The organism is Curtobacterium sp. NPDC090223 (assembly GCF_044746585.1).
Lineage (GTDB): Bacteria > Actinomycetota > Actinomycetes > Actinomycetales > Microbacteriaceae > Curtobacterium.
In genome coordinates, this window is record NZ_JBIVCN010000001.1 from 191132 (window position 1) to 214958 (window position 23827).

At 72.3% G+C, this 23827-nt stretch carries 22 protein-coding genes and 1 pseudogene; 19 read left to right on the top strand and 4 right to left on the bottom strand.

Going from position 1 to position 23827, the window contains the following annotated elements:
• Window positions 1-65 precede the first annotated feature (65 nt).
• From ACIPJY_RS00840 to holA, 3 genes and pseudogenes are all read left to right on the top strand, one after another.
• Window positions 66-734: a ComEA family DNA-binding protein gene (locus tag ACIPJY_RS00840; RefSeq protein ID WP_400460560.1), complete on the top strand. Its 669-nt coding sequence runs from the start codon at window positions 66-68 to the stop codon at window positions 732-734.
• A gap of 731 nt (window positions 735-1465) precedes the next feature.
• Window positions 1466-2527: pseudogene (locus ACIPJY_RS00845) on the top strand (ComEC/Rec2 family competence protein); the annotation flags it as partial.
• A 718-nt stretch (window positions 2528-3245) separates the two neighbouring features.
• The gene (gene holA / locus ACIPJY_RS00850; RefSeq protein WP_400460558.1) at window positions 3246-4265 is read left to right on the top strand and encodes a DNA polymerase III subunit delta; all 1020 of its coding nucleotides are present in this window, start codon (window positions 3246-3248) and stop codon (window positions 4263-4265) included.
• A gap of 265 nt (window positions 4266-4530) precedes the next feature.
• On the opposite strand, the gene rpsT is transcribed toward holA, so the two are convergent.
• The gene (gene rpsT, locus ACIPJY_RS00855) at window positions 4531-4791 is read right to left on the bottom strand and encodes a 30S ribosomal protein S20 (RefSeq protein ID WP_400460557.1); all 261 of its coding nucleotides are present in this window, start codon (window positions 4789-4791) and stop codon (window positions 4531-4533) included.
• A 190-nt stretch (window positions 4792-4981) separates the two neighbouring features.
• On the opposite strand from rpsT, the gene ACIPJY_RS00860 reads away from it, so the two are divergent.
• On the top strand, window positions 4982-6148 hold the full coding sequence (locus ACIPJY_RS00860; protein ID WP_400460556.1) for a pyridoxal phosphate-dependent aminotransferase: 1167 nt from the start codon (window positions 4982-4984) through the stop codon (window positions 6146-6148).
• Between the two features lie 313 nt (window positions 6149-6461).
• Window positions 6462-8309 carry a translation elongation factor 4 gene (gene lepA / locus ACIPJY_RS00865; RefSeq protein WP_400460554.1) on the top strand — a complete coding sequence of 616 codons (1848 nt, stop codon included), beginning with the start codon at window positions 6462-6464 and terminating at the stop codon, window positions 8307-8309.
• A gap of 7 nt (window positions 8310-8316) precedes the next feature.
• On the opposite strand, the gene ACIPJY_RS00870 is transcribed toward lepA, so the two are convergent.
• Window positions 8317-8754: a hypothetical protein gene (locus ACIPJY_RS00870; RefSeq protein WP_400460552.1), complete on the bottom strand. Its 438-nt coding sequence runs from the start codon at window positions 8752-8754 to the stop codon at window positions 8317-8319.
• 122 nt (window positions 8755-8876) lie between these two features.
• Between ACIPJY_RS00870 and ACIPJY_RS00875 the strand changes: the two genes are divergently transcribed.
• Window positions 8877-9524 (top strand): DUF1990 family protein, encoded by a 648-nt coding sequence (locus ACIPJY_RS00875; RefSeq protein WP_400460550.1) that lies wholly within the window; start codon window positions 8877-8879, stop codon window positions 9522-9524.
• Window positions 9525-9531: 7 nt separating this feature from the next.
• Here the strand turns inward: ACIPJY_RS00875 and ACIPJY_RS00880 are convergent, their stop codons facing one another.
• The gene (locus tag ACIPJY_RS00880; protein ID WP_400460548.1) at window positions 9532-10233 is read right to left on the bottom strand and encodes an HAD family hydrolase; all 702 of its coding nucleotides are present in this window, start codon (window positions 10231-10233) and stop codon (window positions 9532-9534) included.
• 28 nt (window positions 10234-10261) lie between these two features.
• On the opposite strand from ACIPJY_RS00880, the gene hemW reads away from it, so the two are divergent.
• Window positions 10262-11485, top strand: a complete 1224-nt coding sequence (gene hemW / locus ACIPJY_RS00885; RefSeq protein ID WP_400460546.1) for a radical SAM family heme chaperone HemW — start codon at window positions 10262-10264, stop codon at window positions 11483-11485.
• On the opposite strand, the gene ACIPJY_RS00890 is transcribed toward hemW, so the two are convergent.
• Complete coding sequence (locus ACIPJY_RS00890) at window positions 11482-11889, bottom strand: DUF4870 domain-containing protein (RefSeq protein WP_400460544.1); 408 nt, start codon at window positions 11887-11889, stop codon at window positions 11482-11484. The two genes, hemW and ACIPJY_RS00890, sit on opposite strands and share 4 nt — an antisense overlap.
• A gap of 107 nt (window positions 11890-11996) precedes the next feature.
• Here ACIPJY_RS00890 and hrcA point away from each other — a divergent pair, with 107 nt between their 5' ends.
• From hrcA to ACIPJY_RS00950, 12 genes are all read left to right on the top strand, one after another.
• Window positions 11997-13019, top strand: coding sequence for a heat-inducible transcriptional repressor HrcA (gene hrcA / locus ACIPJY_RS00895; RefSeq protein WP_400460542.1), 1023 nt, complete (start codon window positions 11997-11999; stop codon window positions 13017-13019).
• Window positions 13020-13117: 98 nt separating this feature from the next.
• Window positions 13118-14233 (top strand): molecular chaperone DnaJ, encoded by a 1116-nt coding sequence (dnaJ, locus tag ACIPJY_RS00900; protein ID WP_400460540.1) that lies wholly within the window; start codon window positions 13118-13120, stop codon window positions 14231-14233.
• Window positions 14233-15051, top strand: a complete 819-nt coding sequence (locus ACIPJY_RS00905; protein WP_400460538.1) for an RsmE family RNA methyltransferase — start codon at window positions 14233-14235, stop codon at window positions 15049-15051. The genes dnaJ and ACIPJY_RS00905 overlap by 1 nt, the downstream gene beginning before the upstream one ends.
• Window positions 15052-15160: 109 nt before the next feature.
• On the top strand, window positions 15161-15514 hold the full coding sequence (locus tag ACIPJY_RS00910; protein ID WP_400460536.1) for a histidine triad nucleotide-binding protein: 354 nt from the start codon (window positions 15161-15163) through the stop codon (window positions 15512-15514).
• Window positions 15515-15572: 58 nt separating this feature from the next.
• Entirely contained in the window at window positions 15573-16634 is a 1062-nt protein-coding gene (locus ACIPJY_RS00915) for a PhoH family protein (RefSeq protein ID WP_400460897.1), read from the top strand.
• Complete coding sequence (gene ybeY, locus ACIPJY_RS00920) at window positions 16631-17092, top strand: rRNA maturation RNase YbeY (RefSeq protein WP_123653137.1); 462 nt, start codon at window positions 16631-16633, stop codon at window positions 17090-17092. The genes ACIPJY_RS00915 and ybeY overlap by 4 nt, the downstream gene beginning before the upstream one ends.
• 5 nt (window positions 17093-17097) lie before the next feature.
• Window positions 17098-18420 (top strand): hemolysin family protein, encoded by a 1323-nt coding sequence (locus ACIPJY_RS00925; RefSeq protein WP_400460895.1) that lies wholly within the window; start codon window positions 17098-17100, stop codon window positions 18418-18420.
• The gene (gene era / locus ACIPJY_RS00930; protein ID WP_400460533.1) at window positions 18417-19337 is read left to right on the top strand and encodes a GTPase Era; all 921 of its coding nucleotides are present in this window, start codon (window positions 18417-18419) and stop codon (window positions 19335-19337) included. The genes ACIPJY_RS00925 and era overlap by 4 nt, the downstream gene beginning before the upstream one ends.
• 64 nt (window positions 19338-19401) lie before the next feature.
• A complete protein-coding gene (locus ACIPJY_RS00935; RefSeq protein ID WP_400460531.1) occupies window positions 19402-20640 on the top strand; it encodes a histidine kinase in 1239 nt (412 codons plus the stop codon).
• Complete coding sequence (locus ACIPJY_RS00940; RefSeq protein ID WP_400460529.1) at window positions 20637-21308, top strand: response regulator; 672 nt, start codon at window positions 20637-20639, stop codon at window positions 21306-21308. The genes ACIPJY_RS00935 and ACIPJY_RS00940 overlap by 4 nt, the downstream gene beginning before the upstream one ends.
• A 121-nt stretch (window positions 21309-21429) precedes the next feature.
• Window positions 21430-22182, top strand: a complete 753-nt coding sequence (locus tag ACIPJY_RS00945) for an ABC transporter ATP-binding protein (RefSeq protein WP_400460527.1) — start codon at window positions 21430-21432, stop codon at window positions 22180-22182.
• Window positions 22179-23576 (top strand): FtsX-like permease family protein, encoded by a 1398-nt coding sequence (locus tag ACIPJY_RS00950; RefSeq protein ID WP_400460526.1) that lies wholly within the window; start codon window positions 22179-22181, stop codon window positions 23574-23576. The genes ACIPJY_RS00945 and ACIPJY_RS00950 overlap by 4 nt, the downstream gene beginning before the upstream one ends.
• The last annotated feature ends 251 nt before the right edge of the window (window positions 23577-23827 follow it).

Sequence of the window (23827 nt, forward strand, 5' to 3'; positions counted from 1 at the left end):
GCTCCTGTCCACAGTGTCTCGTCGCGGAGCCCGGCCGGCCGGTCGGGCTCCGTAGCGTTTCCGCCATGTCCCGGTTCACCCTCACCCCTCGTGCGGCGCTCGTGCTCGCCGCGATCGTGGTCGTGGTGGCGCTGGTGGTGATCGTGCTCGGTGCGCGCGGGGGCGGGGCCGGCGAGACCGTGTCGGTGGTGTCCGGCGCGCCGTCGCGTGGGGCTGCGCCGACGCCGACGCCGACGCCGTCGTCTGCGGTCCCCGCGGTCGTCGTCGTGCACGTGCTCGGGGCCGTCGGGCGGGCGGGGGTCGTCTCGTTGCCGGTCGGCAGCCGTGTCTCGGACGCGCTCGGAGCCGCCGGGGGAGCCGCCGCCGACGCCGACCTCGCCCGGCTCAACCTGGCGCGGCCCCTGGTGGACGGGGAACGCCTTTACGTCCCGAAGGTGGGGCAGGTCGAGGTGCCTGCGGCGCTCGACGGTTCCGGCGGCGCGCCGTCGACCGGCCCCGGCGCTCCCGGTGCTCCCAGTGCGTCGGGCGCGGACGGTTCCGCGGACGTCGTCGACCTGAACACGGCCGACCAGACCGCACTCGAGACCCTGCCCGGCATCGGGCCGGCGCTCGCGGAACGGATCCTGGCGTGGCGGACGGAGCACGGGCGGTTCGCCGCGGTGGAGGACCTGCTCGACGTCGCCGGCATCGGGGACGTCCGGTTCGCCGAGCTGCGGGACCGGGTGCGCGTGTGAACGTCACGGCGGACCGGACCGACCTGCGCGTCGCGGTGCCGGCGGCGGTGACCTGGGCGGTCGCGGCGCTGCTGGTCGGTGAGCCGGATCGGGCGTGGTGGGTCGTCGGCGGAGCGGGCGTCTGCCTGGTCGTCGCGGGCGTGGTCGTCGTGCTGCCCGCGCTGCGTTGCGGTCCCGGGCGCGCGGTCGTCGTGCTGCGTGTCAGCGCCGCGCTCGTGCTGACGTCGTCGTCGTTCGTGGGCGTGGTCGCCGTCGCGGTGGCGACCGGGGCGACGAACCGATCGCCGACTGCGCTCACGGCGGTCACCGGTCGGACGGTCCAGATCCAGGCGGTACTCGACCGGGACCTCGGCGCAGCGGACCGCTCCGTCCTCGCCACGCTGCACGGCGCTACCGACGTCGGCAGCGCTGCCGACGTCGGCAGGCTCGACGTTCCGGTCCGGGTCGTGCCGTCGCGGGACGCCGGACCCCGAGCCGCACTCCCGGCGGGGACCCGGCTGACCGGGCGCGCGGTGCTCCAGGCCGACGAGCCCGGCGCCGCGACGGCGTACGTCGTGTTCCTCCGCGGCGCCGCCACCAGCTCGCCACCGGCCGGGTTCCTCGGCGCGACGAACACGGCGCGCGCCGCCTTCGCGCAGGTCACCTCGCAGCTGCCGCAGCCGGGTGGGTCGCTGCTCCGAGGGCTCGCCATCGGGGATCGTGGTGGCCTGGACCCCGCGACGGAGTCCGCGATGGAGACGAGCGCGCTCACCCACCTCACCGCCGTCTCGGGGTCGAACTGCGCGGTGATCGTCGGGCTCGTGGTGGTCCTCGGGAAGGCCGTCGGGCTGGGTCGGCTGGCGCGGGCCGTGTGCGCGATCGCCCTGCTGATCGGGTTCGTCGTGCTCGTCCGCCCGGACCCGTCGATCCTCCGTGCCACCGTGATGGCCGTCGTCGTGCTCGTCGTGCACCTGGCCGGGCGTCCGGTGCGGGGCGTGCCGCTGATCTGCCTCGCGGTCCTCGGGATGCTCGTCGTGGACCCGTGGTTCTCGCGCTCGTTCGCGTTCGGACTGTCCGTGCTCGCGACGAGCGGGATCGTCGTGCTCGCGCCACCCCTGACCGCGTTGCTCGCGCGGCGGTGCTGGACGCCTGTGGCCGCGGCGCTGGCGGTGCCGATCGCGGCGCAGGTGGCGTGCTGGCCGCTGACGATCCCGCTGTCGGCTGCGCTGCCGACCTACGCGGTGCCCGCGAACCTGCTCACCGAGCCCCTGGCACCGGTGGTCACGGTCCTCGGCCTCGGTGCGTGCCTGCTCGCGCCGGTGTGGCCCGCGGGTGCCGAGGTCCTCGCTGCCGTCGCCTGGGCGCCGGCTGCGGCGATCGGCGCCGTCGCGCACGGGGCCGCCGCGCTGCCGTTCGCCGCGGTGCCGTGGCCGGCCGGGCTCCTCGGCGTCGGGGCCGCCGCCGCGGTCAGCTCGGGGATCGTCGCCGCCGTCCTCGTGCCGGCGGCACTGCGGGCCCGGGTGCTCCTGGTCGCGGCGGTCGTCGGGGTGATCGGCATCGCGTCGACGCTCGTTCCGCGGGCGGTCGTCCGCGCCGGGCTCCCCGGGGACTGGGCGATGGCGGCGTGCGACGTCGGGCAGGGCGACGCCGTCCTGGTCCGCAACGGCACGAGCACCGCGCTCGTCGACGTCGGCGACGACCCGGAACGACTCCGCGCCTGTCTCGACCTGCTCGGTGTCCGGCGGATCGACCTGCTCGTGCTGACGCACTTCGACCGCGACCACGTCGGTGCCGTGGCCGAGGTCGCGGCGGACGTGGACGTCGCGCTCACCGGGCCGACCGGGCGTCCTGCGGACGACGGCGTCGTGCGGGATCTCCAGCGTGCGGGCGTGGACGTCCGGGACGCGGACGACGGGGTCGCGGGGATGCTGGGTGCGCTCCCGTGGCGGGTGCTCTGGCCGCGCGCCGGCGACTCCACGAGCGGGAACGACGCGAGCATCGTGCTCCGGGTCGGCCCGGCGCCGGACTCTTGCCGAACGTGCCTGTCCGGTGTGCTGCTCGGTGACCTCGACGCCACCGCGCAGCGCCGGCTGCGGGGGAGCGCGGTCATCGAGCCGGTCGACGTCGTCAAGGTCTCGCACCACGGTTCGGCGGACCAGGACCCGACGCTCTACCGGGAGCTCGCGGCGCCGGTCGGCCTGATCGGCGTCGGGGCGGACAACACCTACGGGCACCCAACCGCGGCCGCCCTGGCGATGCTGGCCGCCGCCGGGACGACGCCGTTCCGGACCGACCTGCAGGGCACCGTCGTCGTGCGCCGGGGAAGCCAGGGGCCCGAGGTCTGGACGGAGCGCCGGGCGACGGAGCCCGTGCCGTCCGGGACCGTGCCGCCCGGGACCGTGCCGCCCGGGGCCGCGCCGCCCGGGGCCGCGCCGCCCGGGGCCGCGCGGTCCGGGGTCGCGCGGCCGGGAGTCGTGCCGCCCGGGTCGGGGGTGGCCCGTAGACTCGGAGCCGCACCATCGGAAGGAACGCATGCCCGCCAAGAAGCCCGCGCGCGCCGCCGCGAAGATCGACCAGGTCCCGTGGTCCGGCATCCGTCCCGCGCCCGTGGTCCTCGTGACCGGGCCGGAGACGTTCCTCGCCGAGCGGGCGACCGGCATGCTGCGCGACCTCCTGGTGGGCGAGGACCCCGCACTCGAGGTCCACGACCTCGAAGCCGACCAGTACGCCCCCGGCCTGCTGGCCACCCTCGCGAGCCCGTCGCTGTTCGGCGAACCGCGGCTCGTCCGGGTGACGAACGTCGAGAAGTGCACGGACGCGTTCATCACGGAGACGATCTCCTACCTCGGCAACCCCGCGGACGACGTCACCCTCGTGCTCCGGCACGGCGGGGGTGTCCGCGGCAAGAAGCTCCTCGACACGATCCGCAGCGGCGTCGGCGGTGGGATCGAGGTCCAGTGCGACGAGCTCAAGCGCGAGACCGACCGCATCGACTTCGTGAACGCCGAGTTCCGTGCGGCCCGGCGGAAGATCGCCCCCTCGGCCGTCCGAACGCTCGTCGCGGCGTTCGCGGACGACCTCGCCGAGCTCGCGGCGGCGTGCCGGCAGCTCCTCGCCGACGAGGCGCAGGAGATCACGGACAAGGTCGTCGACAAGTACTACGGCGGCCGGGTCGAGACGAACGCCTTCAAGGTCGCCGACATCGCACTGGCGGGTCGATCGGCTCCGGCGATCGTCGAGCTGCGGCACGCCCTGTCGACGGGTGAGGCCCCCGTGCCGATCGTCGCCGCGTTCGCGAGCAAGATCCGCACGATGGCCAAGGTCAGCGGCTTCCGGGGCTCCAGCGGGCAGGCCGCTTCCGCGCTCGGCATGGCGCCGTGGCAGGTGCAGCGTGCGCAGCGCGACGTCGCGGGGTGGAGTGAGGCCGGTCTCGCGAACGCGATCATCAGCATCGCGGAGGCCGACACCGCGGTGAAGGGTGGCTCGCGCGACGCGCACTACGCGCTCGAGGTCATGGTCCGCACCATCGCCCGGCGCGGCGAAGCTCGCTGACGCGACCCGTCCCGGCCCGCGCCGGCCCGCGCCCGCGCGCGCCCGTTTCCGCGCGCGGCGTGAGCGCACCCCGCGTAACCGAAACCACTTCGCACCACGGAAGTACGCGGTGCGAAGTGCTTTCGGTTGTGCGAAGCCGAACCGAACTGCCGCCGCCCGCGCCCCCGCGCGCACCGCGCCCGCACCGCCGCCGCGCGCGCCCCCGCGCCCCACGAACGACGAAGGCCCCACACCGAACGGTGCGGGGCCTTCAGAGATCAGCTGCTCAGAGCGCGCTGACCTTCTTCGCGATGGCCGACTTGCGGTTCGCGGCCTGGTTCTTGTGGATGACGCCCTTGCTCACGGCCTTGTCGAGCTTCTTCGTGGCGACGACGAGGGCCGCGGCGGCCTTCTCCTTGTCGCCAGCGGAGACCGCCTCGTTGGTGTGGCGGATGAGCGTCTTCAGCTCGGACTTGTAGGCCTTGTTGCGCTCCTGGGCCTTCAGGTTGGTCTTGATGCGCTTCATCTGCGACTTGATGTTCGCCATGTGGTGCTCCTGCTTCGTCTCGTACGGGTGAATGCGACCGCTGGGTAGAGGGGCCCTTGGTCGTCTCGCGTTCCACCCGTGGGCGGGGAACGCGCAAGCCAGCAAGCAACACTACCAGGAGGGGGACAGCGGTTCAACGCGCGCGACACGCGTCACCGCGCGGAAACACGCGGGCGTTACCGTGATGGGCATGCCGTCCCTCGCACCTCGGATCGACACCGTCCCCGCCTCCGGCATCCGCCGCGTCTTCGAACAGGCCGCCCTGCTGCAGGCCGACGGTGCGGACGTCACGATGCTCGTCATCGGCGAACCGGACGTGCCGGTCGCGCCGCACATCGCCGACGCCGCCAAGCGCGCCTGGACCGAGGACCGCACCGACTACACGCCGAACGGCGGCATCGCGCCGCTCCGGACGGCCATCCAGGAGAAGCTGCGCCGCGAGAACCGCATCGAGGCCGACCTCGAGCAGATCTGGGTGACGGTCGGGGCGACGCAGGCACTGTTCCAGGCGATGACCCTGGTGCTGAGCCCCGGTGACGAGATCCTCGTGCCGGACCCCGGGTACACGACGTTCACGTTGAACGCGCACATCATCGGAGCCACCCCGGTGCCGTACCGGCTGGAGCCGCAGCACGGCTTCGAACCGGACCTGGACGCGCTCGAGGCCAGCATCACCGAGCACACCAGGGCGATCGTGGTGAACTCGCCGTCCAACCCGCTCGGATCGGTCTTCGGCGAGGACACCCTGCGGGACATCCTGGCGTTCGCGAAGCGCCACGACCTCTGGGTGATCAGCGACGAGGTCTACGAGTACTTCACGTACGACACCCGCCACGTGAGCCTGGCGGCGCTCGACGAGGACGACCGCGTGTTCACCGCGTTCTCGCTGAGCAAGACGTACGCGATGACGGGCGTCCGCGTCGGGTACCTCGTCACGCCCAAGGGCCTCGGCGCCACGATGCGCACGACGCAAGAGGCGATGATCAGCTGCGTCGCCGAGCCCGACCAGTACGCGGCCCTCGCCGCGATCGTCGGCGACCACTCGGCGGTACGGGATGCCCGGGAGCACTACCGCGCCAACCTCGCGGTCGCGACCGAGGTCCTCGACGCCGCCGGCATCAGGTACAACGACCCGCGTGGCGCGTTCTACCTGTGGATCGACATGTCGCACGCCGCACAGGGCGACGTCGCAGAGTGGGCGCTGGCGTTCCTGCAGCACGAGAAGGTCGCGGTCGCGCCGGGCAGCGCGTTCGGCCGCACCGGCGAGGGCTGGATCCGGGTCTGCCTGGCGGCGACCCCGGAGGACCTCCGGCGCGGCCTGGGCGCACTGCCGGCCCCGGCGCACGCCGTCGTCTGAGCGCGGCCGTCCGACCGGCCCGGAGGCTCGGTGCCGGTCCGCCTCGCACGGTGCGAGGGCAGGGTGGCTGGCCTGGAGGCTCGGTGCCGGTCCGCCTCGCACGGTGCGAGGGCGGGTGGCTGGGTGCTCGTCCTGACGACAACTGCGCGTGCGTCCGACTGCGCACTTGTCGGTACCGCGAGCAACTCGCGCCCGGCGCGAGCAACTCGCGCGCAGCTCGCGCGCCCGGCGCGAGCAACTCGCGCCCGCCCCGCACCCCGAGCACGCCCAACCGTGGGACAATCGTTCGACCGTCCGACCCACCTGAGGAACCGTGAGCCCACAAGCAGCCACCCCGCTCGAGCCCGCCGCGACTCCGGCCGAGGCGATCCGCAACTTCTGCATCATCGCGCACATCGACCACGGCAAGTCGACGCTGGCCGACCGCATGCTGCAGATCACCGGCATCGTCGAGGACCGCGCGATGCGTGCCCAGTACCTCGACCGGATGGACATCGAGCGCGAACGCGGCATCACGATCAAGTCGCAGGCCGTCCGGATGCCGTGGGAGCTCGACGGCAAGACCTTCGCGCTGAACATGATCGACACCCCCGGGCACGTCGACTTCTCCTACGAGGTGTCCCGCTCGCTCGCCGCGTGCGAGGGCGCGATCCTGCTGGTCGACGCCGCGCAGGGCATCGAGGCGCAGACGCTCGCCAACCTCTACCTGGCGCTCGAGAACGACCTCGAGATCATCCCGGTCCTCAACAAGATCGACCTGCCGGCCGCCGAGCCCGACAAGTACGCCGCGGAGCTCGCGCAGCTCATCGGTGGCAAGCCGGAGGACGTCCTCCGGGTGTCCGGCAAGACCGGCGTGGGCGTGCCCGAGCTGCTGGACCGCGTGGTCCGCACCGTGCCGAACCCCGTCGGTGACGCGGATGCCGCGCCCCGCGCGATGATCTTCGACTCCGTCTACGACAGCTACCGCGGCGTCGTGACGTACGTCCGCATGATCGACGGCTCGATCGCCCCGCGCGAGAAGGTCCAGATGATGTCGACCAAGTCGACGCACGAGATCCTGGAGATCGGGGTGTCGAGCCCCGAGCCGAAGCCCACGAAGGGCCTCTCCGTGGGGGAGGTCGGGTACCTCATCACCGGCGTGAAGGACGTCCGCCAGTCCAAGGTCGGCGACACCGTCACGAGCGCGCAGAAGCCCGCGACCGAGGCGCTGCCCGGCTACACGGACCCGAAGCCCATGGTGTTCTCGGGCCTGTACCCGATCGACGGCTCGGACTACCCGGACCTCCGTGACGCGCTCGACAAGCTCAAGCTCTCCGACGCCGCACTCGTGTACGAGCCGGAGACCTCTGTGGCGCTCGGCTTCGGCTTCCGCTGCGGGTTCCTCGGGCTGCTGCACCTCGAGATCATCACCGAGCGGCTCTCCCGCGAGTTCGGCCTCGACCTCATCACGACCGCCCCGAGCGTCATCTACGAGGTCACGACCGAGGACAACTCGGTCACCGAGGTCACGAACCCGTCCGAGTTCCCGACCGGGCGCATCGTCGAGGTCCGCGAGCCGATGGTCCGCGCCGCGATCCTCGCGCCGAAGGACTACGTCGGCGCGATCATGGAGCTCTGCCAGCAGCGCCGCGGCTCGCTGCTCGGCATGGAGTACCTCGGCGAGGACCGCGTCGAGATCCGCTACCAGATCCCGCTCGGCGAGATCGTGTTCGACTTCTTCGACCAGCTGAAGAGCAAGACGCAGGGCTACGCCAGCCTCGACTACGAGCCCATCGGCGACCAGGCCGCCGACCTCGTCAAGGTCGACATCCTGCTGCAGGGCGACCAGGTCGACGCGTTCAGTGCGATCGTGCACCGCGACAAGGCGTACGCGTACGGCACGCTGATGACCGAGCGCCTGCGCAAGCTCATCCCGCGCCAGCAGTTCGAGGTGCCGATCCAGGCTGCGATCGGGGCCAGGATCATCGCTCGCGAGAGCATCCGCGCGATGCGCAAGGACGTCCTCGCGAAGTGCTACGGCGGTGACATCACCCGCAAGCGCAAGCTCCTCGAGAAGCAGAAGGAGGGCAAGAAGCGCATGAAGACCATCGGCCGGGTCGAGGTCCCGCAGGAGGCCTTCATCGCGGCGCTCTCCGGCGACGTCGAAGAGAAGAAGAAGTAGGAGCGGTTCAGCCCCGCTGGTCGCGGGAACGCAGGGCCGCCAGGCACACGGACGGGAGGCTCGCAGCAGCCAGTCCCGCCAGTGCGGTCCGCACGATGGTCGCGTCGGATGCCGCCGCGACGTCCGCCGCTGTCGTCGCGACGACCGCGGCGGCCACGGCACCGAGCGCCAGGAGCGCCGTCACGCCGCCGATGACGAGCGGCACCCGGCGGTGCTGGTGGCGCTGCACCGCGAGCACGAGCGTCGCGCTGAAGAGCAGCACGCCGAGCCCGGCCGCTGATGCCCCGACGGCGGCGACGAGGTCGAGCGTCTCGACGTCGGCGGCCACCCGGTCGACCGCGATCCGGCTCGCCGCGGCGACCGCGAAACTGCCGAGGGTGAGCACGCCGGCGGCCCGGACCCGCGGGTCGACGGACCGGCGGCGGGCGGGGGCGGACGTGAGCACGCGTCCACGATAGGGGCGGGGCGGAGGGGTGCACGGCCTCCAGTTCGGGGTGCGCGGAAAGCGGACGGCGGGCCGGACCGCGTGGGTTCGACCCGGCCGTGCACCCCCAGTACGATGGCCTGATGAGCAGCCGCGGAGGGTACCTGACCGCCCTGACCTACGGAGCAGTCGGTGCCACACAGGCGCCCGACCTGATGACCTACCCGCCCGAGGGATTCGTCCCGGCGGAGTCGCGCTCGCGCATCGGTCACGGCGACCAGCGCTTCGAGACCGCGGTGACCCAGGCGCTGACGTGGCAGATCCAGGAGCGCAGCGGCATCGCGGTGCGCGTCGACGACGCACCGGACGACGACGAGGTCCGCTACAACCCGGTGACCTTCGACGAGCAGGGCGTGCCGATCGCGCCGGCCTCGATCGGGACCCCGCGGGTGGAGCAGTTCGCGCCGGACGGCACCCCGCTCGTGACGGCGGGGACGAGCGCGGTGCTGACGATGCACGCGTTCGGGCAGACGGTGCAGGCGCCGGTGCGGGTCGTGTCGATCATCGACGAGCCGGACCGCAAGGGCTTCGCCTACGGCACGCTCGAGGGGCACCCGCTCTCGGGCGAGGAGTCCTTCGTCATCGAGCGCACCGCCGACGGCTCGGTGTGGCTGCAGATCCGGCAGTTCTCGCAGCCGGCGAGCGCGAAGTGGCGCTTCGTCGCCCCGCTGCTCCGTCGGCAGCAGCGCGTGATGGCGGAGAAGTACCTCGAGGCGCTGCGCGGCGACTAGTCCGCGCTCAGCCCTCGTGCCGCAGCGGCGGCAGCGCGGCGATCGCGTCCTCGATGAGCGCGGCGTCGGACACGCAGTCGCGGGCGATGGCGACCGCGTTCGTGTGCCGGAGCGCGTCGACGTCGTAGACGCCGGTCGCGACCGCGAGGAACGGGATGCCGACGGCGTCGGCGGCCTCGCCGTCGCGCGGGGTGTCGCCGACGATGACGGCGCGGGTGCCGGCGAGTGCTGCCGCGGCGAGGGCCGTCACGCCGGTGCGCTCGACCTCCTCGTCGCCGAAGTACGAGTGCTCCCAGTCGAAGGCGTCGACGTCGAACCCGGCGCCGGCGAGCTTGACCCGCGCGCGGTAGGCCGAGTTGCCGGTGAGCAGCCCGTTGCGCCAACCGATCTCGGCGAACCGGGCGACGAGCGCCGTGGCCCCGGGAGCCGCGGTGCGGTGCTCGCCCGAGCGGTGCCGTTCCTCGGAGAGGTCGCGGAGGTGCCGGCTGACGGTCGGGATCAGGTCGTCGCCGAGGTCGTGGGCACGGACGTGCTCGGCGATGATGCCGGCGTCGGTCCGGCCGTGCTGGTGCCCGACGAGCAGGGGGAGGTCGCGGCCCGTCGCCCGCTCGAGCGCGAGGTGGTACAGGTTGCCGGGCGAGGTGGCGTTGCGGACGAGGGTGCCGTCGATGTCCCACAGCACCGTGGTCGGGACGGGGTGGTGCTCCATGCCTCCATCATGGCGGACAATGGACTCCATGCCGAGTGCTCTCCCGATCGCCGACCCGGCACCCGCGGACGGACTGATCACCCCCGCTGCCGGATCGGGTGACGTGCCGTTCGGCGTCTACGTGCACGTGCCGTTCTGCCGGGTTCGCTGCGGGTACTGCGACTTCAACACGTACACGGCATCCGAGCTCCGCGGTGTCCGCCGTGACGACTACGCCGGGCACGCCGTCCGCGAGATCGCCTGGGCCGCCTCCGTGCTCGACCGCTCCGGCGTGGCTCGCCGTCCCGTCTCGACCGTCTTCTTCGGTGGCGGCACCCCGACCATGCTCCCCGCGAGCGACCTGGCGATGATCCTGCGGGCGATCGACGACACGTGGGGGATCCTGCCCGGGGCCGAGGTCACGACCGAGGCGAACCCGGACTCCGTCGACGCGGAGTCGATCGCGACCCTGCAGCGGGCGGGTTTCACGCGGATGAGCTACGGCATGCAGTCCGCGGTCCCGCACGTGCTCGCCACGCTCGACCGCACCCACGACCCGCTCCGGGTGCCGGACGTCGTCGACCTCGCGAAGCAGCAGGGGCTCGACGTCTCACTCGACCTGATCTACTCGACGCCGGGGGAGTCCCTGGACGACTGGCGCACCTCGCTCGACGCGGCCATCGCCTGCGAGCCCGACCACGTGTCGGCGTACTCGCTCATCGTCGAGGACGGCACCGCGATGGGCCGTGCCGTCTCCCGCGGGGAGCTGCCGGCACCGGACGACGACCTCGCCGCGGACATGTACGAGCTCGCGGACCAGGTGCTCGGTGACGCCGGGTACGGCTGGTACGAGGTCTCCAACTGGGCGCGCGGCGACGAGCACGTCAGCCGGCACAACCTGTCGTACTGGAAGGGCCACGACTGGTGGGGCGTCGGACCCGGTGCGCACTCCAGCGTCGCCGGCACCCGGTGGTGGAACGTCAAGCACCCGGCCGCGTACGCGAACCGGGTGCTCGCCGACGAGTCCCCGGCCGCCGGACGCGAGACGATCGACGACGAGACCCGGTACGTGGAGCGCCTGCTGCTGGCCGCGCGCGTCCGCGGGGAGCTGCGCACCGAGGAGATCCGACCGGAGGCCCGTGGCCGGGTCGCCGGGCTCATCGCCCGCGGTCTGGTGGACGGTCGCAGCGCGCTGGCCCGGCCGGGGCGCCTGGAACTCACGCTGCCGGGCCGGCTGCTCGCCGACGCCGTGGTGCGGGAACTGCTCGACTAGTCCTTGATGAACTGGAACGTGAGCGGGTACCGGTAGAACCGGCCCTGGTTCGCGGCGACGGCGGCCATGATCGCGAACACGACCACGAGCACCCCGATCACCGGGAGCAGCACGAACCCGATCAGCACGATCGTCAGCAGGCCGGACACGAAGCTCGCGATCGCGACCGTGATGTGGAAGTTCAGCGCCTGCCGGGTGTGCTCGCGGATGAACTGCCCGCGGTCGCGCAGCACGATGTACGCCACGAGCGGCACGATGAAGTTGAAGAAGATCCCACCGATGTGCGTCAGGGTGGCCCAGAGGCGCTGGTCCTCGGGCGTCATCGGCTGGGGCGGCTGGTACTGCGGTCCGCCGGGCTGCTGTCCGTAGCCCTGGGGTCCGTTCGGCGGCTGTCCGTAGCTCATGCGCACGAGCGTATCCACACCGGTGCAGAAGTGTCGGGACGTCGGTGGTCGGGCGTAGGATCAGCACTCGTCACATCCGAGTGCCAGCACGAGCGGAAGGGGTCCCGGTGGTCAGTGAACGGTCCCTCGAGGTCCTCAAGGCGATCGTGCGCGACTACGTCGCCTCACGCGAGCCGGTCGGGTCCAAGTCCATCGTGGAGCGCCACGCGTTCGGCGTCAGCGCCGCCACGATCCGCAACGACATGGCCCTGCTCGAGGACGAGCAGCTCATCATCGCTCCGCACACGTCGTCCGGCCGGGTGCCGACGGACAAGGGCTACCGGCTCTTCGTGGACCACCTCGCTGCCGCCCGCCCGCTGACCAGCGCCCAGCGGCAGGCCATCGAGACGTTCCTCGGCGCCTCGAACGACCTCGACGACGTGCTCAGCCGCACCGTCCGGCTGCTCAGCCAGCTCACGAACCAGGTCGCCCTGGTGCAGTACCCGTCGATGGTGCGCGCCCGGGTGCAGCACGTCGAACTCGTCCGGCTCGGGGACACCCGCCTGATGGTGGTGCTCATCACCGACACCGCCCGGGTCGAGCAGCGGGTGGTCGAGACGGACGTCACCCTCGACGAGTCCGCGCTCGTCGAGCTCCGCGCCGTGGTGAACGGTGCCGCGGTCGGACTCCTGCTGCAGGACGTCCCGACGGCGCTCCGGGCGATCCCGGCGCAGATCCGGCCGGAGTCGCAGACCCTCGCCGGGGTGGTGGTCGCGACCCTCATCGAACAGGTCGCCGCCAACCGGCAGGACCGCCTGCTGATGGCGGGGGCGGCGAACCTCGCGAAGAGCGAACAGGACTTCTCCGGCGGGCTGTTCCCGGTCCTCGAAGCGATCGAGGAACAAGTGACCCTGCTCCGGTTGTTCGGGGAGATGCAGCTCGACGACGTCTCCGTCACCGCACGGATCGGCGTCGAGAACGCGGAGTACGGCCTCGACGCGACCAGCATCGTCGCCGGCGGGTACGTCGCGGCGGGCGGCGAGGTCGCGCGCCTCGGCGTCCTCGGCCCCACCCGGATGGACTACGGCACCAACATGGCCGCGGTCCGCGCGGTCGCGCGGTACCTGTCCAGGCTGCTCGGAGAGAATTGACGACCGACCACCCCGGGGACGCGCGCTGAGCGCGGCAGCCGACCCGGGCCTCCAGACCGATCCACCAGCAAGACCGACGAAACCTACCTGAGGAACACGTGGCAGACCACTACGACGTCCTCGGTGTCCCGCGTGACGCGGCCGACGCCGACATCAAGAAGGCGTACCGCCGCCTCGCCCGCGAACTGCACCCGGACGTGAACCCGAGCCCGGACGCCGCCGAGCGCTTCAAGGACGTGACGCACGCGTACGACGTGCTGAGCGACCCCGAGCAGCGTCGTCGGTACGACGCCGGCCCGCAGGCCGACAACCCGTTCGGCGGCGGCGGCGCGGGCGGCTTCAGCGACATCTTCGACGCCTTCTTCGGCGGCGGAGGCGGTGGGAGCCGTGGCAACGGTCCGCGCAGCCGCGCCGAGCGCGGCCAGGACGCGCTGCTCCGCATCGACGTCGACCTCGACGAGGTCGTCTTCGGAACCCACAAGGACGTCGAGGTGGACACCGCGGTGCTCTGCGAGACGTGCGGTGGTTCCTGCTGCGCGCCGGGCACGAGCCCGCGCACCTGCGACATCTGCGGCGGCACCGGGCACATCCAGCGCCAGGTCCGCTCGCTCCTCGGCAACGTCGTGACGAGCGCGCCGTGCGGCACCTGCCGCGGGCACGGCACCGTCATCCCGAACCCGTGCCCCACCTGCCAGGGGCAGGGCCGCGTCCGCGCGCGCCGGACGATCCCGGTCGACGTGCCCGCCGGCGTCGACTCCGGGCTGCGCCTGCAGATGCCCGGTCAGGGTGAGGTCGGCCCGGCCGGCGGACCCTCCGGCGACCTCTACCTCGAGATCCGCGTGCGCCACCACGACGTCTTCAGCCGCGACGGGGACGACCTCCTCGCCACGCTCGAGGTCGCCATGACCGATGCGGTCCTCGGCACCACGACGACGATCGACGGCCTGGACGGCCCGGTCGAGCTCGAGATCCGTCCGGGTGTGCAGAGCGCCGACGTCCTGGTCCTCAAGGACCGCGGCGTGACGAAGCTGCGCGGGAACGGCCGCGGCGACCTGCGGGTCGGCGTGCAGGTCGTCACCCCGACCAAGCTCTCGCACAAGGAACGCCAGCTCGTCGAGCAGCTCGCGAAGTCGCACAAGGCGTCGCCCCCGCAGCTCGCGAAGTTCCAGCAGGGCATGTTCGGCAAGCTCCGCGACCGCTTCTTCAACTTCTGATGGCGTCGCTCTACCTGGTCGACTCGCTGGACGGCGTGGCCGTCGGCGGGTCCGTGGCGCTCGACGGCACCGAGGGCCGGCACGCCGTGACGGTGTCCCGGGTCCGCGTGGGGGAGACCCTGCGGATCTCGGACGGCCAGGGGACCGTCGCGGTCGGCACGGTGGCCTCGGTCGACCGGGACGCGCTCGTGCTCACCGTCGCGTCGCTGACCACCTCGCCGGTCCCCGTCCCGGCGCTGACGCTCGTGCAGGCGCTCGCGAAGGGCGGCCGGGACGAGATGGCGGTGCAGGCGGCGACCGAGATCGGTGTCGACCACGTCGTGCCGTGGGCGGCGGCGCGGAGCGTCTCCCGGTGGGAGGGCGCGAAGGTCGCGAAGGGCCGGGCCCGGTGGCAGGCGATCGCCCACGAGGCCGCGAAGCAGGCGATCCGGTCGCGGGTGCCGTCCGTCTCGGCGCCGGTGACGACGGCTGCGCTGGCTGCGGGGGTCGGGTCTGGTTCCGGCGGTTCCGGCGGTTCCGGCGGTTCCGGTGGTTCCGGCCGTTCCGGCCGTTCCGGTGGTTCCGGTCTGGAGGCCCGGGTCGCGTTGGTCGTGCTCGATCCGACCGCCACGGTGCGGCTGGCGACCTGGGAACCGCCGTCCGACGCCACCGAGATCGTCCTGGTGGTCGGCCCGGAGGGCGGGATCGACGGCTCCGAGCTGGATCGGCTCACCGCCGCCGGTGCCGTGCGGGTGCGGCTCGGCGACAGCGTGCTCCGGACCTCGACGGCCGGTCCCGCGGCCCTCGCCGTGCTGCAGGCACGGCTGGGTCGGTGGTAGCGGCAGCCCCGTCGATCGCAGACCCGACCTGCATCGCCAGCCGTATGCGCTGCGGGATCGGGATGATCTGGGAAGACTGCGAGTCGGTCACGGGTTCTACGATGGAGCAATGAGCACCAGCACGCCCAGCGTCTTCTCGAAGATCATCGCGCGGGAGATCCCGGCCACCATCGTGACCGAGGACGACCGTGTCATCGCCTTCGAGGACATCGCGCCCAAGGCCCCCGTGCACGTGCTCGTCGTCCCCAAGACCGAGGACTACGCCAACGTGACCGAACTGGCCGCGGGTGACCCGGACCTCCTCGCCCACATCGTGGCCACCGCGCAGCGCATCGCCGACGAGCGCTCCGGTGGGCAGTACCGTCTCGTCTTCAACACCGGCGAGACCGTCGGACAGACCGTGTTCCACGTGCACGCGCACGTACTCGCAGGCGACCTGCAGGAAGGCACCCTTGCCAGCTGACGACACCGCACACCCAGAGCCAGAAGCCGTCTCGGAACTCAGCGTCGACGGGATCGCGATGGTCCAGCTCCTGGGCCCGCAGGACCGGCTGTTGAAGACCGTCGAACGCCAGTACCCGGGGGTCCGGGTGCTGGTCCGTGGCAACGAGGTCACGCTCACCGGGCCGGAGCGCGACGTCGCCCGTGCCCGTGCGCTCGTCGACGAACTCGTCGGCATGGTGCGGCGCGGCCAGGACATCGGCCAGGGCGACATCCCCACCTCGGCCCGCATCATCGACGAGGAACGCAGCCCCGCCGACGTCTTCGGCACGCCGATCGTGTCCAGCCGCGGCAAGTCGGTGCGCCCGAAGACCGATGGGCAGCGACGCTACGTCGACGCCATCGACGAGAACACGATCACGTTCGGCATCGGTCCAGCCGGCACCGGCAAGACGTACCTGGCGATGGCCAAGGCCGTGCAGGCCCTGCAGCGGCGCGAGGTCACCCGCATCATCCTGACCCGCCCCGCGGTCGAGGCCGGCGAGCGTCTCGGGTTCCTGCCGGGCACGCTCACCGACAAGATCGACCCGTACCTCCGGCCGCTGTACGACGCGCTCAACGAGATGATGGACCCCGAGCTCGTGCCGAAGCTGCTGGCCGCCGGCACGGTCGAGGTCGCTCCGCTGGCGTACATGCGCGGGCGGACGCTGAACGACTCCTTCGTGGTCCTCGACGAGGCCCAGAACACGACGCCGGAACAGATGAAGATGTTCCTGACGCGTCTCGGGTTCGGCTCGAAGATGGTCGTCACGGGCGACATCACCCAGGTCGACCTGCCCGGCAACGTCTCGGGTCTGCGCATCGTCACGCAGATCCTGTCCGAGGTGGACGACATCCACTTCGCCCGCCTCGGCAGCGAGGACGTCGTCCGCCACACGCTGGTCGGCCGCATCGTCGACGCGTACACGGTCTACGACGAGCAGCGGCTCGCCGAGCAGGCCGGACACCGCCCCGGCGGCCGTGGCACCGCGCCGACGCCGAACCCGGCCGGCGCGAACCGCGCCGAGCGCCGCGGCCGTCCGCCGCAGGACCGCCAGCACAGCCCGTACCCCCAGAACGACCCCCGAGGAGGAACCCGGTGAGCATCGAGCTCAACAACGAGTCCGGTGTGGACATCGACGACGACGCCGTCCAGCGGCTCGCGGCCTTCGCGCTCGACGCGATGCACGTGCACGCGGACGCCGAACTCGCGATCGTGCTCGTCGACGAGGGCGCGATGGAGCAGCTGCACGTCCGGTGGATGGACGAGCCGGGTCCCACCGACGTGCTGAGCTTCCCGATGGACGAGCTCCGCCCGGGCACCGAGGACGAGCCGACCCCGGCCGGGCTCCTCGGCGACATCGTGCTCTGCCCCCAGGTGGCCGAGGCCCAGGCGAAGACCGCCGGTCACTCGACGACGGACGAGCTCCTGCTGCTCACCTGCCACGGCATCCTCCACCTCCTCGGCTTCGACCACGCCGAGCCCGAGGAGAAGGCCGAGATGTTCGGGCTGCAGGGGGAGATCCTGACCGCCTTCGCCGCGCAGCGCCGGGGGCGGTGACCGCAGTGCTGCTCGTCGCCGTCCTGCTCGCGGTGGCGTTCGTGCTCGTCGTCCTCGGCGGGCTCCTCGCCGCTTCGGACGCCGCGCTCGGTGTCCTGTCGCGCGCGGACCTCGACGAGATCGCCCGCGGCAGCAAGCGCCGCCGCGCGATCGAGGCGATCGCGGACGACGTCGGCGCGCACGTCAACGCGCTCAACTTCTTCCGCGTGCTCGCCGAGACCGCGGCCGCCGTGCTCGTCACGATCGCGCTGTTCTCGGTGCTCGACACCTGGTGGCTGGCGCTCATCGTCTCCGCGGCGATCATGACGGCCGTCTCGTTCGTCCTGGTCGGGTCCAGCCCGCGGAGCGTCGGGCGTGCGCACGCCGACCGGCTCGTCGCGGTCACCGGCGGGCTGGTGCACGCCGTCCGCATCGTGCTCGGGCCGCTCGCCGGGCTCCTCGTGGTCATCGGCGACCGGGTGACCCCGGGCCGGAACGGCAGCACGTCGAGCGTCTCCAGCGAGGAACAGCTGCTGTCCCTCGTCGACGAGGCCACGGAGAGCAACGTGCTCGAGGACGAGGACCGCGACCTCATCCACTCGGTGTTCGAGTTCAGCGACACCCTGGTGCGCGAGGTGATGGTGCCGAGGACCGACATGGTCACCGCGGACGCCGCAGACACCCTCGCCGCGGTGATGGAGCAGTTCCTCGCCGCCGGCGTCTCCCGGATGCCCGTCACCGGGCGGGACAGCGACGACGTCCTCGGCGTGGTCTACCTCCGCGACCTCGCCAGGGCGCTCTACGAGAGCGCCGACGCCCACGGTCGCCCGGTCACGTCGCTGCTGCGCGTCGCCGAGTTCGTGCCGGAGTCCAAGCACGCCGACGAGACGCTCCGGCACATGCAGGCCGCGAAGAACCACCTCGTGCTGGTCGTCGACGAGTACGGCGGCGTCGCCGGACTCGTCACCATGGAGGACCTCATCGAGGAGCTCGTCGGTGACATCTCCGACGAGTACGACCGCACCGTCGTCGACCGCGTCGACCTCGGCGGCGGCGTCTGGCGGGTCTCCGCGCGGATGCCGATCGACGACCTCGGCGACCTGTTCGGCATCGACCTCGACGACGACGACGTCGACACCGCCGGCGGCCTGCTCACGAAGGAACTCGGGCACCTCGCCACCGCGGGCGAGTCCGTCACCGTGTCCGGCGTCGTGCTGACGGCCGACCGTGTCGAGGGCAAGCGCCGCCACCTCATCTCCGTGCTCGCCGAACGCACCGACGCCCTCGCCGGCGCGGAGCAGGCGTTCGACGACACCGCATCCACCACGACGGGAACCACGCACCCATGACCGACACCTCCGCCACGCCCTACCGAGCCGGGTTCGTCTCGTTCGTCGGCCGCCCGAACGTCGGCAAGTCCACGCTGACGAACGCCCTGGTCGGTGAGAAGGTGGCGATCACCTCCTCGAAGCCGCAGACCACGCGCCGGGCGATCCGCGGCATCGTGCACCGCCCGGACGGGCAGGTCATCATCGTCGACACCCCCGGTGTGCACCGCCCGCGCACGCTGCTAGGGGAGCGGCTCAACGACCTCGTGCAGTCGACCCTCGGCGACGTCGACGTGATCGGCTTCTGCGTCCCGGCGAACGAGCCGATCGGCCCGGGCGACCGGTTCATCAACGAGACGCTCGACCACTTCCCGCGCGCGAAGAAGATCGCGATCGTGACGAAGGTCGACCGTGCCGGCAAGGAGAAGATCGCCGAGCAGCTCCTGGCCGTCTCGGCGCTCCGCGAATGGGACGCGATCGTGCCGACCTCGGGGACGAAGGGCACGCAGCTCGAGGCCCTGCTCGGCGAGATCACCGCGCTGCTGCCCGAGTCGCCCGCGCTGTACGGCGCCGATGCCGTCACCGAGGAGACCAGCGAGGAACGGATCTCCGAGCTCATCCGCGAGGCCGCGCTCGAGGGCGTCCGCGACGAGCTCCCGCACTCCCTCGCCGTGCTGATCGAGGACATGGTCGAGCCGGATCCCGACGACGACCCGAACGGGCCGCTCCGCATCTTCGCGAACCTGTTCGTCGAGCGGGACAGCCAGAAGGCGATCGTGATCGGGCACAAGGGCGAGCGGCTCAAGGACGTCGGGACGCGCGCGCGTGCCGAGATCGAGTCGCTGCTCGGCGGCCGCCACGTGTACCTGAACATCCGGGTGAAGGTCGCGAAGGAGTGGCAGCGCGACCCGAAGCAGCTCGGCCGGCTCGGGTTCTGACCCGGCCGTCCGAGTCATTCGCCGGAGTGACGCGCCCGTGACCGGACCGCCGTACCGTGGACGGGTGTTCCGTCCCATGTTGCGCGCCCAGATCACGGTCGACCTCGTCGTCGCCGGCGTGCTCGGTGCCCTCGTCGCGATCGTGTCGACGCGGGGGATCGACGGACCGCTCGGGTACGTCGTCGTCCTCGGGATGACCGTCGCCCTCGCACTCCGCCGACTCTCCCCGGGGCTCGCGCTCACGATCGCCTGGGTCACCGCCGTGTTCCAGATGGTGAGCGGGCAGCAGCCCGACCTCGCCGACGCCTTCATCGCCGGGGTGGTCTACACGACGAGCGCCTACGGCAGCCGGCGGGTCCGGGTGGCGGGGCTCGTCTCCGCGATCGTCGGCGCGATCACCGCCGCGGTGTACGTCGGGGTCCGGGACTACTTCCAGCGGCTCGGCCTCGACACCGCGAGCCCGCCGGCGCAGGAGTCGGTCCAGGTCACCCTGGCGTACCTCGTCGTCATCCTGGCGCTCCTGCTGCTGCCGTGGCTCGCCGGGCTCGTCGTCCGCACCCGCCGGGCGGCGAGCATGAGCCGTGAGGCCCAGCTGCTGGCGGAGCGCGACGCGGCCAGGGCCGACCGTGCCGTCGCGGTCGAACAGGAACGAGTCCGGATCGCCCGGGACATGCACGACATCGTGGCGCACTCCCTGGCCGTCGTCATCGCCCAGGCCGACGGCGCCCGGTACGCGCTCCGGGCCGACCCGGCCGTCGCGGACCAGGCCCTCGGCACGATCTCGAGCACCGCGCGTCGGGCACTCGGTGACGTCCGCGAGCTCCTCGGGGCACTCCGGCACGAACAGGGCACCGCCCCGACACCGGACATCGACGACATCGAGCAGCTCGTCGGCGAGATGCGGGACGTCGGCCTCGACGTCCAGGTCGAGCGTCGCGGCGACTCCGCGGGGCTGCCCACCACCACGCAGCTCGCGGTGTACCGGATCGTCCAGGAGAGCCTGACGAACGCGTACAAGCACGGCGAGCACGGCACCCCGGTGCGCACGACGTTGACCTACCGGCCGGACACCGTCGAGATCGACGTGGTCAACCGTCGTGCCGACCACGGCCGGGCGGGCCCCGGGACCGGGCACGGGCTGGTCGGCATGCGGGAGCGTGCCACGCTGTCCGGGGGCAGCATGACCGCCGGCCCCCGTGGCGAGGACTTCGCGGTCGCCGTCCGGATCCCCGCACACCCGGCCAGCGGGCAGATGCCCCGCGGGCTGTTCACCTCGACGGACCAGGAGCGCACCGCACGATGAACGAGAACCCCATCCGCGTCGCACTCGTGGACGACCAGGCACTGTTCCGGACCGGCATCAGGATGCTCATCGACTCGCAGGCGGACCTGCAGTTCGTGGGCGAGGCCGGGGACGGCGCCGAGGGCGTCGAGCTCGTGCGCCGCGGTCGGCCCGACGTCGTGCTGATGGACGTGCGGATGCCCGTGATGGACGGCATCACCGCGACCGCGAAGATCGTCGAGAACGCCGGCACCGACGGGGCGAAGGTGCTCGTGCTCACCACGTTCGACTTCGACGAGGCGGCGGCGAAGGCCATCCGCGCGGGGGCGAGCGGGTTCGTGCTGAAGGACGCCGACCCGGAGTTCCTGCTCGCGGCGATCCGCACCGTGCACGCGGGCACCGCGGTGTTCGCGGCGTCGGCCACGCGTGAGCTCCTGCGCCGGTACGACGACTCCGCCGAACGCGCGGCGAACGTCCCGGCCGCCGTCGACGACCTGACGCCCCGCGAGCGGGAGATCTTCGACCTGGCGGCGCGGGGCTTCAGCAACAGCGAGATCGCCCAGCACGAGTACGTCAGCGAGGCCACGGTGAAGACCCACATCTCCCGGGTGCTCACCAAGCTCGGACTGCGGGACCGCGTGCGGCTCGTCGTGTTCGCCCACGAGCACGGCCTCGTCACGCGGGACTGAGCCCCCGCGTCGTCCGTCATCCTCCCGGATGACGGACGCACCGGGATGTGCACCGTTCGACTCATCCACAGAAGCCGACGGACCGACGCGCCCCGGGCCTCCCGGCCGTCATGGTGGGTACATGACCACCAGCCACGAACCGATCATCCGACTCGACCACGTGTCCAAGCACTACGGCGACGCCGCGCGCCGGGTGACGGCGCTCGACGACGTCAGCGTCGACATCGGCGCGGGCGAGTTCACCGCGGTGATGGGGCCGTCCGGATCGGGCAAGTCGACGCTCATGCACGTCGCGGCCGGGCTCGACGCGGTCTCCGCGGGCAGGATCCGGATCGACGGCGTGGACATCACGCAGCTCGGCGACAAGGACCTCACCGAGCTGCGCCGTCGGCGCCTCGGGTTCGTGTTCCAGTCGTTCAACCTGGTGCCGACGCTCGACGTCAGCGAGAACATCCGGCTGCCGTTCCTGCTCGGCGGACACAAGCCGTCGCGGGACGAGTCGGCGTGGATCGACCGGCTGGTGGACATGCTCGGGCTCGGCAACCGGCTCGGGCACCGGCCGCACCAGCTCTCCGGCGGTCAGCAGCAGCGTGTCGCGATCGCTCGGGCGCTCGCGTCCCGGCCCGCGGTGGTCGTGGCGGACGAGCCGACGGGCGCACTCGACTCCCGCACCGGACGCGACGTGCTCGCGATCCTGCGCGGCGCCGTGGCGGAGTGGGGCCAGAGCGTCGTGATGGTCACGCACGACCCGGTCGCCGCCGCCAACGCGGACCGCATCCTGTTCCTGGCCGACGGCCGGATCGTTGGGGACCGCCCCGCGATGAGCGCCGCCGACATCTCCACCACGATGCTCGGGATGGAGGCAGCAGCGTGAACACCGTCAAGGAGTTCAGCCCGACGATCCTGGTGGCCGCGCTCGGCACCACGTTCGGGTCGGCACTCGTCATCGCGCCCGGCATCGTGACCGAGGCACTCGGCGCCCTCGGGCTGTCGGACCTCGCCGCCGTGAAGTCCGTCCTCGACGTGATCGGGTGGCTGTTCCTCGGCATCGCGCTCTACGTCGGGGCGATCGTCACCGCGAACACCTGCGCGACGCTCATCGCCGGGCAGACGCGGATCATCGCGCTGCAGCGGCTCGTCGGTGCCACCGGGGCGACGCTCCGGTCCCGCATCGTGCGGGCGGGCCTCGTCGTCGGGGTACTCGGCGGTGTGATCGGGGTCGTCGTCGGCACCGGGCTGAGCGCGCTCTTCGTCGCGATCCTCCGGAGCACCGACTTCCTGCCGGACACCTCGTACACGCTCGTGCCGTGGCAGCTCGTGCTCCCGGTCGTCGCCGTGGTGCTCGCCACCTGGGGTGCGTTCGGCGTCGGGTCCCGTCGTGTGCTGACGGTGACCCCGCTGGAAGCGCTGTCCTCGAGTGTCGAGCCGAGTCACGACGACGTCCGCTCGGGCACCGCGCGGAAGGTCTGGGCGATCCTGCTGATGGCCGGTGGGGGTGCGCTGATGGTCCTCGGGCTGGCGCTCAGCGCGGCGACGCCGATCGCCGTGCTGCCGGCAGCGCTCGGCGGGTTCGTCTCGTTCGCCGGCGTCTCGGTCGGCGCCACGATCGTGATGCCGCCCGTGCTGGCGCTGATCGGACGGATCGGGGCGAAGGACCCCGTCGTCCTGCTCGCCGGCCGCAACGCGCTGCGGGCGCCGGGTCGGTCCTCGCGGGCGACGATCGGGCTCGTCATCGGTGTCACGCTGCTCGTGACGTTCGCGGTCGCGCTCGGGATGATGCAGCACGTGCTCGAAGCACAGCTCCGTGGGCAGCTCCAGGGCGGCGGCCCGGAGCAGCTGCAGGGCATGCGGGACTTCTTCGTGCAGGTCAACGGCGTCGTCAGCGTCATCGTCGGGTTCTCCGCGGTGATCGCCGCGGTGGGGGTCGTCAACGCACTGGCGCTCGGGGTGCTCCAGCGGCGCCGCGAGCTCGGGCTCCTCCGCGTCCTCGGGCTCACCGGGGCGCAGGTCCGCCGGATGATCATCACCGAGGCCGTGCAGATGGTCGTCGCGGCCGTGCTCACCGGACTCGTCCTCGGCACGTTCTACGGCTGGGTCGGCGGGCAGACGCTCCTCGGGTCGCTCGGTGCTCCGGGGGCTCCGGTGCTGCCCCCGATGACGATCGTCATCGTGGTGGTCGGGGCGCTGGTGCTCGCGGTCGCCGCCACCGTGGCACCGGTGCGGCGCGCGATGCGCGTGCCGCCGACCGAGGCGCTCGCGGTCGACTGAGCCCCGCCGCGCTCCCGCCCGGGAGGCCCGGTGCCACCTGGCACCGGGCCTCCCGGCTGCGCGCGCCCGGCTGCGCGCGCCCGGCCGGCCGCGCCCGGCCGGGCGCGCCCGCCCGGCCCGCTGAGATCGCACTTCGTGTCGGACCCGTGCGCCCGCCGACGACACGAGGTGCGATCTCACCGGGGTGGGCGGCGGGTGCGCCGGGTGGGGCGGCACGGGCCCGAGGTGCCACGACTCGCCGCTCAGGTTCG